Origin of the sequence: Paenibacillus sp. FSL L8-0638 (assembly GCF_038593075.1) — a bacterium.
Taxonomy (GTDB): domain Bacteria; phylum Bacillota; class Bacilli; order Paenibacillales; family Paenibacillaceae; genus Paenibacillus; species Paenibacillus polymyxa_D.
In genome coordinates, this window is record NZ_CP151960.1 from 2,200,889 (window position 1) to 2,213,766 (window position 12,878).

A 12,878-nucleotide genomic window follows, 5' to 3' on the forward strand; every position below is an offset into this window, starting at 1 on the left:
CCTCATGAATGCATGGGGTGCCTCTTTGTGTTGGAGCATGTAGGAAATAGGAGCTTATTTATAAATTTCTCTCATCACATGTCGTAGCTCAGGGACAATAATGCGTTCCATTGCCAAACGAACGGCTCCGCGTGAGCCAGGCATAGAAAATACAGCTGTCTGGCCCACAGTGCCAGCTACAGCCCGGCTTAAGATAGCTGCTGAACCAATGTCCTCAGCAAAGCTTAAATAACGGAAGATTTCCCCAAAGCCAGGTAGTTCCTTATCCAGTAGAGAAGAGACAGCTTCATATGTAGTATCACGTGGAGAAATACCGGTACCACCTGTCAAAAGAACAGCCTCGATGTCATCCTGTGCCGCTGCTTCGGATACTAACTGCAGAATACCTTCGTAGTCATCCTTGACGATGACATATCGAACAACTGTATATCCATTGGTTTCTAGTAGATCCATGAGCAGTCGTCCCCCAGTATCTGTTTCCACGGTGCGTGTGTCCGAGACAGTCACGACCATGCAATTCACTTGTTGGGGAGATTCCTGACGGTGTTCCTCTACAGAAGACATATTCATTAAAATGTTCACTCCTTGATCGGTGGTTAGACATACACTTTTTACAATAGAGCAATGACTGAGCGTATGCAAGTCAGAAACAGGGGCTAAAAATCCATGTGATTAATATCCTTGCATTTGCACACTGGAATATAGTACACTTCCTTACATAAGTCGGGATTATATTGTTTTGTTTTATTGAAAGCGCGCACATCAAATGATTAACCTCAAGGGACAGCGGGTAATAGTACAGCAGGGTCAACAACTGGGAGGTAATGTAATATGAATCATTCATACCAACAATGCGTGGATGCTTGCCTGGAATGTATGAACGCTTGCAATGTATGTTACGTAGCGAGTTTGAAGGAATATGATTTAGCTATGCTGCGTGAATGTATTCGAGTGAGTAGGGAATGTGCAGAAATATGCGGATTTGCTGCTCAAATGCTGCAGCGCGGAACGGATTTTGCCGAGGAAATTTGCGAGCTGTGCGCCAAGGCCTGTGAGGTATGTGCTGCTGAATGCAGCAAGCATTCCCATGATCATTGCAAACATTGTGCAGAAGCCTGCCGTCGTTGCGTTCAGGCCTGCCGCCAATTGGTGGCAGTATAATTACATATATGGAACTAGTGCCTGAAGAGGAAATAAAAGGTTGCCTTCTACTGAATAGGTTTGTATAATGATTGAAATTAACGTCATGGAACGGGAGAGTAGCAGCGAAGCTATATCATTACAGCGAGCCGGAAGAGGTGGAAGCCGGTATGAGATCCGATGTGAAGCGCACCCGGGAGACGGTTGATCCAACGAGCAGAACTTCTAGTAGATCAACCCGGCAGACACCGTTATTTGTCATTGAGTGAAATCGCGATTAGTGTAAGTTAGTTTTAGCTGCACAACCGATTTACGAAGAGTGGTACCGCGGGATATTGAAGTTCTCGTCTCTTGAATGATTTCAAGAGGCGGGGGCTTTTTTTGTTAGATTCTATAAAAAGAAGGAGAGAGATCATCATGTTAATGAGGATTGCTGCTCAAGCGATATTAGCCCATACGGGCTTGGAGGAGAAAGAAATTTTATCTTTATTTGGGGTGCCTCCGCAGCCTGAATGGGGAGATATGGCGTTTCCGTGTTTTGTGCTGGCTAAAAAGTTTCGAAAGTCTCCGCAGCACATTGCACTGGAATTGGCGGAACTAGTAGGCCATAAAGAAGGTTTAACCGCTTCAGCATCGGGTGCCTATGTAAACATAACCTTGGATCGATCGGTTCATATTCCGCTTATGCTTGCTGAATTGAGCAAGGCTGATTTCCTCAGGCCTAATATCGGGAACGGGCAGCGGGTAGTTATTGATATGTCCTCGCCTAATATTGCCAAACCGTTTAGTATCGGTCATCTTCGCTCTACGGTTATCGGTGCTGCCTTGTATCGCATACTTGGTGAAACAGGTTATGTACCTATTAGTGTGAATCATCTTGGGGATTGGGGAACACAGTTTGGTAAGCAAATTGCGGCCTATAAAAGATGGGGAAATGAGGAGCAGTTACAACATGATCCGATTGGTGAATCGCTAAAGCTATATGTGCGTTTTCATCAGGAGGCCGATCATGATCCGACTTTGGAGGATGAAGGGCGCGAGTGGTTCCGACGTTTGGAACATGGGGATGCTGAGGCTCAACAACTATGGGAGTTTTTTGTTAAAATCAGTCTGGGTGAATTTGATCGTATGTACCAGCGTCTAAACATTACATTTGACCATGTGCTGGGAGAAAGTTTTTACAATGATAAGATGCAGGCAGTTATTGATCAATTAAGAGCAAAAGGATTGTTGGAGGAAAGTGATGGAGCGCTCGTAGTTCGCCTGGAAGACGAGGAACTGCCTCCGTGTCTTATTCTGAAAAAGGATGGAACCACCATTTATCCGACACGTGATCTGGCAACAGCGATTTATCGTCATGAAGTGATGAAGGCTGATCGGTTGCTGTACGTCGTTGGTGGAGAACAGAAGTTGCATTTCCAGCAGGTGTTTGCGGTGCTGAAGCATGCAGGGGAGGCATGGGCGGAGCAATGTGAGCATGTGCCGTTTGGATTAATGCGGTTTGCGGGTAAGAAAATGTCCACAAGACGTGGCAAGGTTGTGAAGCTGGAGGAGGTGCTGGATGAAGCTGTAGCGCGTGCTCAAGGCATCATTACTCAGAAAAACCCTGGTTTACAGGAACAACAGGCAATAGCGGAGGACGTTGGCATCGGGGCGATTATTTTTGGTGATTTAAAAAACAACCGACTGAATGAAGTGGACTTTTCGTTGGAGGAGGCGCTGACCTTTGAAGGCGAGACCGGGCCTTATGTGCAGTATACTCATGCGCGCATACGCAGCCTTCTGGAGAAAGCTCACGCTCGCGCCGATGTTGATGTTAATACTAACCCTAGCGACAATGACCTTTTCCAAGATAGCCATTCTCATGATTTGAATGACGTATCGGATGAAATATTGGGTGACGCAGGTTGGGCGCTGCTTAAGCAATTGGGTCGCTATCACGGTCAACTGATACGAGCGGCTCGCCAACTAGAGCCTTCGGTAATTGCGAGATTTGCATTGGATACGGCCCAGGCGTTTAACCGGTTTTACGCCAAGGAAAGGATTGTCGATGGTGGACAATGGCGTATTCAGTTGGCGGAACAAACTGCCGATATTCTGGCATGCGCGCTGCAACTTCTTGGTCTGAAAGCACCGAATCGGATGTAAGCAAAGCGAACGAAGGGAGCGAGTTTTTGCTGGCGGGATGACTGCTACCCATACCTGGCTCTTCCAAAGGAATACTGTAAAAGATTAATCTGTTGCAGCCACTTTTGGGTATGCATAAATGTTGTGAGCAGAAAAGAGTTAGACGGGTACACTAATCGCAGGGATTCCACTGTTTTGCAACCAATTTGTGTATATTTGAAACATTTGATGCTTTTATTGCGTCGGTAAGTGTAGAAGCAAAGTAAACATGGAGGTGTATCTCATGAAAAAGAACAAAAGCGTGACAGCTGCCCTGCTTGTCATCTGCTCATTGGCAGTAGCAACGTCGGCCTCTGCTTTTCGTGATATAAAGGGAGCTGAACAGGAGAAGATCGTAAACTCACTTCAGGACAAAGGAATTATTCAAGGAATAACCAAGGATAAATTTGCACCGGATCAAACGCTCACGTATGCACAAGGAGTACACTTGGTTGTTCGTGCAATGGATCTTCAGGTGATGCCTGATTTCACAACGGGTTCCTTTGCAAACATTCCGGCTTCCGCATGGTATGCTCAGTCCTATCGGATTGCAGCCCAACACCAAATCCCTTTGTCACCAGATATTGATCCAAGCACTCGTATGACAAGAGAACAATTTGCGAATATTTTGTATAAAGCAGTGAGTGCAACGGGTGAATATCCAACTGTTCGTATGTACATTAATGTAGCGGATGGCAAAAAACTAGACCAGGAATCTAACGCAGCAGTTCAATTCTTGCTATTGACCAAAATTGCAAAATTGGACGAACAGAGCAACTTTAACCCGGATCGTAAAGTAACGCGGATGGAGGCAGCAGAAATGGTCTATAACGCATCCGAATTTGTGCAAAATCATAAACCAGTTGAATCCACTCCTGAAAATCCGGTTGAGCCTGCAGATCCGGTTCACCAAAGTAACATTAGTATGAGTATAGAGAAGGCGAATGACCAGCAGAACAAAGTGACAATTACTCGTTTGCAGGCACCTAATCCAGGTTACGGCATTGAAGTGGATCACATCGACTATGTAGATGATACAAATGCAATAATTTACTACAAGTTGACTAGTCCAAAGCCAGGGGAAATGAATATTCAGGTCATTACGGATACCCACACAAGTACAATGGTAGACAGTAAGTATAAGGTTACGCTTAAAGCGGTAGATGGAACAGTGCTTCCGCCCACGGGAACAGGCAATTCTGCAGCTAAATAAAATTACAAGCCATATGTTATAGATATAAATAAAACCAGCGAGCCTCCAATTTGTGGGGGAGACTTGCTGGTTTTTTCATGCCAAATGTTCACCAATAGCCCTAAGCAATAGGGCTATTCAAGCTTTAAATGCTGACTTTGCCAGTAAGTAAGTCATTTTGCGCAGGAGGCGTAGCAGAGATTGAATCGGATTCTGTTGCAACTGTTCCCGACTGGAGCTGATACATTTGGAAGTAACGCCCGCCTTGGGCCATAAGCTCGTCATGGCTACCCCGTTCAACAATTTCACCCCGATGCAGCACCAAAATTTGGTCCGCACTACGAATGGTGGACAAACGGTGAGCAATGATAAAGGTCGTACGTCCCTTCTTAAGTACCTCAAGAGCGGATTGGATGAGCGCTTCTGTTTCGGTGTCAATATTGGCAGTAGCTTCATCCAGAATTAAAATTGCGGGATCAAAGGCTAGTGCACGAGCGAAGGAAATAAGCTGGCGTTGTCCGGCTGATAAGGTGCTACCTTTCTCAATAACGGGCTCATCGAATCCTTGCGGCAAATGGGCCAGCAATTTGTCAGCTCCAACATCATGCAGCGCTTTATTCACCTGTTCTCTCGTGATTCGGCTGTCTCCGAGACTGACATTGGAGGCTACCGTACCTGTGAACAAATATGGATCTTGAAGAACAATACCCATATGATGGCGAAGCCATTGCTTAGGGATGTCTTTGACAGACGTTCCGTCAATGGTGATCGTTCCTTTTTGCGGATCATAGAACCGGAATAGCAGGTTGATAATCGAACTTTTGCCTGATCCGGTATGTCCGACAAGGGCAACTGTTTGCCCGGGGTGTGCTGTAAAGGAAATATGTTTAAGTACATCATCCTTTTTGTAAGCAAAGGAAACGTCATTAAACTCTACCTGGCCTTTGTAGCGCGGCATTGTGCCGTCCGTCACCGGCTCTCCAGTTTCGTCCATCAACTCAAATACGCGTCCTGAGGATACGATGGAAGTATCCAGTACAGCGAGTTGGTTGACCATACCCGTCATAGGTTGGAACAGTCGACCCAGCACATCGACGAAGGCATACAATACGCCTAGTGAAACAGCACTACCTGTAGTGCCAAGCGCCTCAGATCCGAAATACCACAACACGACGGCAAAGGCGAGATTTCTCAACACGTTGACTAAATTGTGCGAAGTGAAGGCGTTCAAATTCAACATTTTATTCTGATGCTTCATGTAGTCATCATTCAATTCTTCAAACTCTTGCTGCGTTTGTTTCTGGTGCCGGAATACGCGAATAATGGACATCCCTTGAATCGATTCATTGATAATCGCATTAATCTCACTGAGTCTGGACCGAATGATCGTATTATAGCGGGTGGCGACCTTGCGGTACAATACAATCCACAAGATCAGTAACGGTACAATAAACAGTGAGATAAGACCCAGTCTGAAGTCCAGCAGAAAGAGTGCAACATATACCCCTGCCATCGTTACAATCCCTGAAGTGAAATTTGACAGCACAGCCACAAACAAATCTTTGACTGCCTCAGTGTCATTCGTAACACGGGATACGACTTTGCCTGCAGGCAGGTTATCAAAAAAGTAAACTGGCAACCGCTGGATGTGCGCGTAGAGATCAAGCCGAAGCTTTTGAATGACCTTGTTCGCCGAGGATTGCAGCCAGTATGTTTTGCCGAATTCAGCAAAAATAGAAATAACCAGGAAGAAGCAATACCAACCAATCAGTTGAAAGATACCGGGCATTTCCGGTTTGTAAAAGCTATACAGTTCATCAGCTGTCAAAGTCTTGGCTTCATAGCGAAAGGTGTCGGAGCCGCGTGTCACAGTCAGCGTTCCGTTCGTAAAGGAGCGATTACCGTCAGCCACTTGAACCGAGCCATCCACAAATACGAAAGATTTTCCAACTTGTAAAATCCTCGCTTCGCGACCTTTAGTCTCCCCGGACTCAAAGCGATCTTCACGCTTAAAGTGGGTTCCCGCATAGCTTACAGTGCCGTCCACACGAGTTGTTTCATAAAATGGTTTTTCAATAGCGAGCATATGGTCGTCGATCATCGTTTTGGCGATGAAGGGACCAGCCAGCTCGGCGGCTACTCCGATAGCCAAAGCGATGAGAGCGGCGATAAAACCTGCTTTGCTCGTCAGCGCGTACTGGAATAGCCTTTTGCCGATATTGGGTTTCATTAGGATACCTCCCCTGAGGTCAGATCAGATTCCACTTGTTGCCGTTCATACTGTTGTCGGTACCATCCGTCAGTCTGAAGCAGCTCGCTGTGGGTTCCTTCCTCAATAATGCGTCCTTGCTCCAACACGACGATCCGGTCTGCATGTTCTACAGCGGAGAGGCGGTGGGTGGAGATCAGAGTCGTTTTACCTGAGCGCTTGCGTCGGATATTGTCAATAATTCTAGCTTCCGTCCGGGCATCTACTGCAGACAGTGCATCGTCGAGCAATAGAATATCCGGGTCACCGATAAAGGCGCGTGCCAGCGAAACGCGCTGCTTCTGGCCGCCAGACAGGGCGATACCTTTTTCTCCGACCAGTGTATCCAGCCCGTCAGACAGGGTACCTAAATCCTGATCGAAGGCAGCAGTACGGATTGCTTCCATAATGTCGTCATCATCTGCATGAGGTTTCCCGAATTGAATGTTCTCGCGCACTGATTTGGAAAACAAAATTTGCTCTTGCGGCACGTAGCCGATCCAGCTGTGTAGTTGTTCTACTGCAATGTCCTCCAAACGTATGCCGGAGATTAAAATATCACCGCTACCCGTCGGATATTCATGCAGTAACTGTTTGAGCAGAGTGGATTTTCCGCTGCCGGTCCTACCGACGACGCCTAGCGTTTCTCCGCGTTTGAGATCCAGACTCACATGTGACAGATTGTCAATAGTAGAGGTAGGGTAACGGAAGGTAACATCTTTCATCCTGATGGATTCGAGGCGGTCTACTGGAACAGGTTGAGCGGCATCCTGAACGTCTGGCTGGACATCGAGCGTTTCATTGACCCGGTCCAGTGAAGCGCTACCGCGCTGCATAATGTTAATCAGCTCTCCAATGGCAAACATCGGCCAAATCATCATTCCTAGATACATATTAAAGGAGACCAATTCGCCTAGCGTGATATCGTTATGAAATACCAGATAAATACCATACCCGAGTCCAATGACGTAGCTAAGTCCTACACATAAACGGATTGTTGGTTCAAAGAGGGCATCCATCCGGGCGACAGCCAGATTTTTACGAAATACATTGTCAGTAATATCAGCGAAACGCTTTTCGTCCATTCGCTCTTGCACATAGGCGCGAATGACCCGGATACCAGCCACGGATTCCAACACCTGATCGTTCATATCACCAAATGCATCTTGTGCCAGTGTGTAACGCTCATGAACGGCTTTACCGTAAATGCTCATAGCCAGTGCAATAAAAGGTAGGGGCAGGATAGCTGCCAGTGTCAGCTTCCAACTGATTAGGGTGCCCATGGCAACTAATACCACGCTCAGATAGACCGTAGAGTCTGTCAGTGTCAGCATGCCGAAGCCCGCTGTACTTGCTACGGAGCGAAGGTCGTTCGTAGCACGAGCCATCAGATCGCCAGTGCGATTACGTTCAAAAAATGGAGGGGTCATCCGCAGCAGATGATTCATAAAGCGTGTGCGCAGTAAGCGCTCCACCAGATTGGCACCACCAAACAACTTGTGCATCCATATGTACGTAATGTAGTAGATGACGGCTAGAATGCCTATGATGTACATAATATAATGCCAAAGTGAGGACCAGGAAATCGAACCGCGCACAATTTCATCAATGGCACTACCTAGCAGCCGAGGTGGAGCAAGCTCCAGTACACCAACAGCTATCAGCAAAAACAGTCCAATGGAGTATCGGCTTCGTTCTCTTTTAAAAAACCAGCTTAAATTTTTAAGTACTGAAAACAAGAGGAATCCCATCCTTTCATGACAAGTTCATTCGAGAGTTGTGTACCATTTTGAAGAAACAACAGGGCTTGCTGCCATAAGTATGATCCGACAACAGGCGCAAAAAAGGCATACCGTCCGCAGACGATATGCCTTAAATCTCAATATCATATGGCGCGCAGGTATTTTCAGCACACTCACCACTGAAAAACTGCTCAAACGCAGGCAGCCACTCGTATTAAACCATACAACGTGAATGGCCCAATTTTGAAGGATGCGACAGGGGAGATGCTCCGGTATGAAGTTGTTGTGTTTGTAGATGTGGGTAAAATGCAATAGGAAATTTTAGCACCGGTAACACTCCTTTCTTCCTCAAAATGGGTTCATTCTAACATGAGTAATCGTTCAAATTGGTAATAAATTTCAAAATGGATCTCGTATGGTTGAATCTTAACACCCTTTTTTGCGAGTTGTCAAACCTTTTTCAAAAAAATGTATATGACTTGTCCAAGAAGCTCGCTGCGTTGGGACGGTTGGTGGTCATTCTAAAAGATGCTATGATATAGTTGGCAGACGTCATTGTATAAGGAGATGAGAATAGCGTATGAGCATACAGGTAACTGAACCTGCGGCACAGTGGTACATTAAGGAGCTTGGTTTGAAACGTGGAGATTCGATCCGTTTTTTTGTTCGCTATAGCTCTGGCGGTGGGTTGCATCCAGGCTTTTCTCTGGGAATTGCCGTAGAGCCTCCGCAGCACCCCGTATTACAGCATGAAGCGGCTGGCATTACGTTTTATATGGAGGACCAGGATTACTGGTATCTCAAGGGCCATCATCTGGAAGTTAAGTATTTGGAGGAACATGATGACATTATTTATACCTATGTTGAGGATGGACAAGCTTAGTGCTTCACTGTCAATCATAGCGTGCAAATAGTTGTTCTTGGACATGAAAAGCGGCGGAGTATCGTGTTTCAGGAGATGAACCTGTACATGATGCTCCGCCGCTTTTTTGTGGTTAAGGCAGGTATGTCGTATGTTAAGGGTTGTTAAGTATAGGGCCATCGAGTGCAAAATCAAAATCATCAATGTCGTACACATGTACGGGTACGGAAGCTTCGATAATGCGGTGAATCCAGTCTAATTGATCCGTCAGAATAGGTAATGATTCACGCTGAGCTGTCAACACCAGTTCAGTCTCAATTGGATCAAAATATTCTCCGTAATGTGCTGTATCAACAGCATTAATGATAATGAGTGATGTATTGGCATCGAATAGAATAGGCAAGCTCTTGGCCCAAGGCATTTGAAGGGCACGCCGAATTTTTTTCTGATTCAACGGTTCTTCAAAATAACTGATCAACTCGCCTACCTTCCGCTTCACATGTTGATCGTCCATAGGATTATCCATGAGCGGCTCTGCGCTATCCTGGAATTCGTATAGCTCTAGCAGTGATGTGTAAGGCACTATATATTCCACAGGGGCGGTAGATGTAAGTAGTTGGCCGTATATAGCCACCATTACAGCTTCCGTTACAAATTGTCGAGACATCGGTCAAGCCTCCTGCATTTACCAAATTATGCGATATGAGTATACCACAAAGCGGGACTGAATTCAGCCCGACATGCAGATTGCTATCATTTATTCCTATATTTGTTGGACGAATTTAGCTGCGGCCGATTAACAAGGAAAGCAATCCGGCGGCAATTAGAGGTCCAACAGGAACTCCTTTAAAGAAGGCAACGCCAATGACGGTTCCGATCAGTAGACCTGTCACAATAATGGGCTGTCCAGACATCAAAGTTACTCCGCGGCCGCCAAGGTAGGCTACCAGAATTCCGATACCAATCGCGAGCAGTGATTTCCAGTGCAGGAAGGACTCCATCACCTGATTGATGCTGATTTTACCGCTGGCTAGCGGGGTCATGACCCCAATCGTCAAAATAATAATTCCGATCGTCAGGCCATACTTTTCGAGCCAGGGGAAAGCAGAATGAAAGCTGGTTACCCGCAGCAGCAGTAATACAACCATGGCAATAGTCACGGTAGAGTTGCCACTAACAATCCCAAGACCAGCCAATACCAGTAAGATAAGTGAGCTGTAATCCATACAGATGTTCTCCTTCGTTTATTTAGCTTTGGATATGCTCCGCGATTTGACGCCCGTGCCAGCGGCCTGTTTCAATAAACACTTCATTGGCATTGCTGCCTGAAGCGATGACCCCCGCGACATATATACCTGGGATGTTCGTTTCCATCGTGGCAGGATTAAATTCTGGTTTGTCCAGATCTTCAGCCATATGAACGCCGACAGACTCCAGTAGTTTTCGTTCCGGGTGAAATCCAGTCAGTGCCAGTACAAAATCATTTTCGAGTCGGAATGCTTCAGTGTCCAGCGGAGTGACTACGACATGGTCTGGATGAATTTCGGTAATGCGTGCGCCTAAATGCAGCGTGATCTTCCCTTTTTGTACCATACTGTCAAACAGTGGACGAACCCACGGCTTGATGTATTGGGACAACTCGCTTCGACGATATACCATATCAATCGTAGCTCCGACCCGCACCAATTCCATCGCAGCATCTACCGCAGAGTTACTGCCACCGATAACTGCAACCCGGGTTCCTGTGTAGGGATGGGCTTCGCTGAAATAGTGAGTGACTTTATCCAATTGTTCCCCGGGAATGCCCAAATAGTTCGGATGATCAAAATATCCTGTAGCCACAACGACATAGCGTGACGAATACGTTTTGGTTATTTCTCCTTTGCTCAGGGTGTGTACCGTAAATGTACCGTCTTCCTGGCGATGAATGGACTGGGCCTCCTCATAATGCTGAATGTTCAAGTTATAATGAGTGGCTACCTTACGATAGTACGCCAGTGCTTCATGACGAAAAGGTTTGTCATTAGGGGTACTGAATGGAATATCACCGATTTCAAGTAGTTCAGCGGTGCTAAAAAACTGCATGTTCGTCGGATACAGAAAAATGGAGTGAACGATGTTGCTTTTTTCAATAATGACAGTTTGCAAACCTCTGCGGCTGCATTCGATTGCAGCAGATAGTCCGCAGGGTCCGCCACCGATAATGATTACGTCGTGCATTTGGTTGAACCTCCAGTTGTATTGGTTTATTACGCCAGTTTTGTAGGGTTAACATTATTTTGACGATTAAAAACGGATCTCGGGATTGAAGCAAATCGCTCAGTATGTGAGAAGTTTTCAAATAATAATCCTACCGCAATGCGAACACAATATCCAGCCGTTTTCAGAAAAGATGACAGACGGTGAAGATTGACAGCCACATTTAGTGAACATATAATTAGATATATATCTAATTTATGTGATTGAATTCGTTTGCATAGCAAGTATGTACTAGTGAAAAGAGGTGCAATAACGATGCAACTGGATAAAATGGTCAATTATCATAAAGCACTTGCTGATCCAACGCGAATGCGGATACTACTTCTTTTGTCCCGTGGGGAGATGCATGGCCAAGCTTTGGCGAAAAAGCTGAATTTGTCCCAACCGACTGTTACGCATCATGCTTCCAAACTTCGTGAAACTGGGTTGATTAAGGAACGACGTGATAAAAACACGGTGTATTTTACACTGAATCCAGAATTGATCCGGCAGCATGCCGAGGCGACGGTGCGATTTATTTTCGAAAAAGGAGAGGGGGAGGAAGAGATGTCAGAGTTGAATGAAACGCTGGAGGCATCGGTCTTACGCAATTTTTTTTCCAAGGAAGGCAAGTTGCGCCAAATCCCTGCGCAGTATAAGAAAAAATTGATCGTACTTCAGATGCTGGCAGAAAAGCTGGAGCCAGGCCGCATGTATCCTGAACGTGAATTAAACGAGTGGATCAAGCAATACCATGAGGATTTTGCAACGATTCGGCGTGAGCTGATTATGCATCAGTTTATGTACAGGGAACGGGAAATGTACGAATTGAACCCGCGTGAGATGTGGACGCGCTGGGATCAGGTACGCTAAACGAAACTTGACAAAGATTTCAAAAAAGTTTCGTAGCTGCCTTGACAGACAATTGATGGACTTGTATGATAAAGGAAATTTTAGGAGGAGGCGATGTTATATGCGTACGAACATGAATGGATGGGTTCAGCAGCAGAATGACTTGTCTCCCGCACGGACAATGCACGGTTAAAGACTGTATAGATCTATAGTCTTGGCTTAGCAGTTGGTTGGACAGTAGAACCAACGAAATCCGCAGGGAGTGATTCCCTGTGGATTTTTTATGGTTAGGCGTCTTGTTATCCAGTTGTTGGTTCTGGGGAGTGGTCTGTGAGAGACTGCTTGCTTAAGTGAACGAACGGATCGCATCGACCTGAATCGTATACCCTCCGCAGGGAAACCCCTGCGGATTTTTCGCGTTGTTCGCATGCGGGGAGA

General features: G+C 46.0%; 11 protein-coding genes and 1 other annotated feature. Of the genes, 5 read left to right on the forward strand and 6 right to left on the reverse strand.

Annotated features, from left to right (window positions below):
- Positions 1–54: 54 nt before the first annotated feature.
- On the reverse strand, positions 55–570 hold the full coding sequence (locus MKY35_RS10120; RefSeq protein ID WP_342446259.1) for a MogA/MoaB family molybdenum cofactor biosynthesis protein: 516 nt from the start codon (positions 568–570) through the stop codon (positions 55–57).
- Between the two features lie 261 nt (positions 571–831).
- Between MKY35_RS10120 and MKY35_RS10125 the strand changes: the two genes are divergently transcribed.
- From MKY35_RS10125 to MKY35_RS10135, 3 genes are all read left to right on the forward strand, one after another.
- Positions 832–1,161: a four-helix bundle copper-binding protein gene (locus MKY35_RS10125; protein WP_342446260.1), complete on the forward strand. Its 330-nt coding sequence runs from the start codon at positions 832–834 to the stop codon at positions 1,159–1,161.
- Between the two features lie 77 nt (positions 1,162–1,238).
- Positions 1,239–1,495, forward strand: a binding site (T-box leader).
- Positions 1,496–1,557: 62 nt separating this feature from the next.
- Positions 1,558–3,288, forward strand: coding sequence for an arginine--tRNA ligase (gene argS / locus MKY35_RS10130; RefSeq protein ID WP_342446261.1), 1,731 nt, complete (start codon positions 1,558–1,560; stop codon positions 3,286–3,288).
- Between the two features lie 262 nt (positions 3,289–3,550).
- Positions 3,551–4,519, forward strand: coding sequence for an S-layer homology domain-containing protein (locus tag MKY35_RS10135; RefSeq protein WP_322251991.1), 969 nt, complete (start codon positions 3,551–3,553; stop codon positions 4,517–4,519).
- Between the two features lie 124 nt (positions 4,520–4,643).
- Here the strand turns inward: MKY35_RS10135 and MKY35_RS10140 are convergent, their stop codons facing one another.
- Positions 4,644–6,728 carry an ABC transporter ATP-binding protein gene (locus tag MKY35_RS10140; RefSeq protein WP_342446262.1) on the reverse strand — a complete coding sequence of 695 codons (2,085 nt, stop codon included), beginning with the start codon at positions 6,726–6,728 and terminating at the stop codon, positions 4,644–4,646.
- Complete coding sequence (locus MKY35_RS10145) at positions 6,728–8,485, reverse strand: ABC transporter transmembrane domain-containing protein (protein ID WP_342446263.1); 1,758 nt, start codon at positions 8,483–8,485, stop codon at positions 6,728–6,730. Before MKY35_RS10145 ends, MKY35_RS10140 begins: the two co-directional genes overlap by 1 nt.
- A gap of 583 nt (positions 8,486–9,068) precedes the next feature.
- Here MKY35_RS10145 and MKY35_RS10150 point away from each other — a divergent pair.
- Positions 9,069–9,371, forward strand: a complete 303-nt coding sequence (locus MKY35_RS10150) for a HesB/YadR/YfhF family protein (protein WP_039273555.1) — start codon at positions 9,069–9,071, stop codon at positions 9,369–9,371.
- Between the two features lie 133 nt (positions 9,372–9,504).
- Here MKY35_RS10150 and MKY35_RS10155 read toward each other — a convergent pair whose 3' ends face one another.
- The 3 genes from MKY35_RS10155 to MKY35_RS10165 form a co-directional block, all read right to left on the reverse strand.
- Complete coding sequence (locus tag MKY35_RS10155; RefSeq protein WP_342446264.1) at positions 9,505–10,017, reverse strand: ADP-heptose synthase; 513 nt, start codon at positions 10,015–10,017, stop codon at positions 9,505–9,507.
- Positions 10,018–10,132: 115 nt separating this feature from the next.
- Positions 10,133–10,576 (reverse strand): DUF441 domain-containing protein, encoded by a 444-nt coding sequence (locus MKY35_RS10160; RefSeq protein WP_039273550.1) that lies wholly within the window; start codon positions 10,574–10,576, stop codon positions 10,133–10,135.
- A gap of 22 nt (positions 10,577–10,598) precedes the next feature.
- Positions 10,599–11,570 (reverse strand): YpdA family putative bacillithiol disulfide reductase, encoded by a 972-nt coding sequence (locus MKY35_RS10165; RefSeq protein WP_342446265.1) that lies wholly within the window; start codon positions 11,568–11,570, stop codon positions 10,599–10,601.
- 294 nt (positions 11,571–11,864) lie between these two features.
- On the opposite strand from MKY35_RS10165, the gene MKY35_RS10170 reads away from it, so the two are divergent.
- Positions 11,865–12,461, forward strand: a complete 597-nt coding sequence (locus tag MKY35_RS10170) for a metalloregulator ArsR/SmtB family transcription factor (RefSeq protein ID WP_342446266.1) — start codon at positions 11,865–11,867, stop codon at positions 12,459–12,461.
- Positions 12,462–12,878: the final 417 nt, after the last annotated feature.

What these genes read in the sequence shown, in the direction of transcription:
- MKY35_RS10120 (WP_342446259.1), bottom strand. Translation starts at nt 570, where the DNA reads ATGAATATGTCTTCTGTAGAGGAACACCGTCAGGAATCTCCCCAACAA.
- MKY35_RS10125 (WP_342446260.1), top strand. Translation starts at nt 832, where the DNA reads ATGAATCATTCATACCAACAATGCGTGGATGCTTGCCTGGAATGTATG.
- argS (WP_342446261.1), top strand. Translation starts at nt 1,558, where the DNA reads ATGTTAATGAGGATTGCTGCTCAAGCGATATTAGCCCATACGGGCTTG.
- MKY35_RS10135 (WP_322251991.1), top strand. Translation starts at nt 3,551, where the DNA reads ATGAAAAAGAACAAAAGCGTGACAGCTGCCCTGCTTGTCATCTGCTCA.
- MKY35_RS10140 (WP_342446262.1), bottom strand. Translation starts at nt 6,728, where the DNA reads ATGAAACCCAATATCGGCAAAAGGCTATTCCAGTACGCGCTGACGAGC.
- MKY35_RS10150 (WP_039273555.1), top strand. Translation starts at nt 9,069, where the DNA reads ATGAGCATACAGGTAACTGAACCTGCGGCACAGTGGTACATTAAGGAG.
- MKY35_RS10155 (WP_342446264.1), bottom strand. Translation starts at nt 10,017, where the DNA reads ATGTCTCGACAATTTGTAACGGAAGCTGTAATGGTGGCTATATACGGC.
- MKY35_RS10160 (WP_039273550.1), bottom strand. Translation starts at nt 10,576, where the DNA reads ATGGATTACAGCTCACTTATCTTACTGGTATTGGCTGGTCTTGGGATT.
- MKY35_RS10165 (WP_342446265.1), bottom strand. Translation starts at nt 11,570, where the DNA reads ATGCACGACGTAATCATTATCGGTGGCGGACCCTGCGGACTATCTGCT.
- MKY35_RS10170 (WP_342446266.1), top strand. Translation starts at nt 11,865, where the DNA reads ATGCAACTGGATAAAATGGTCAATTATCATAAAGCACTTGCTGATCCA.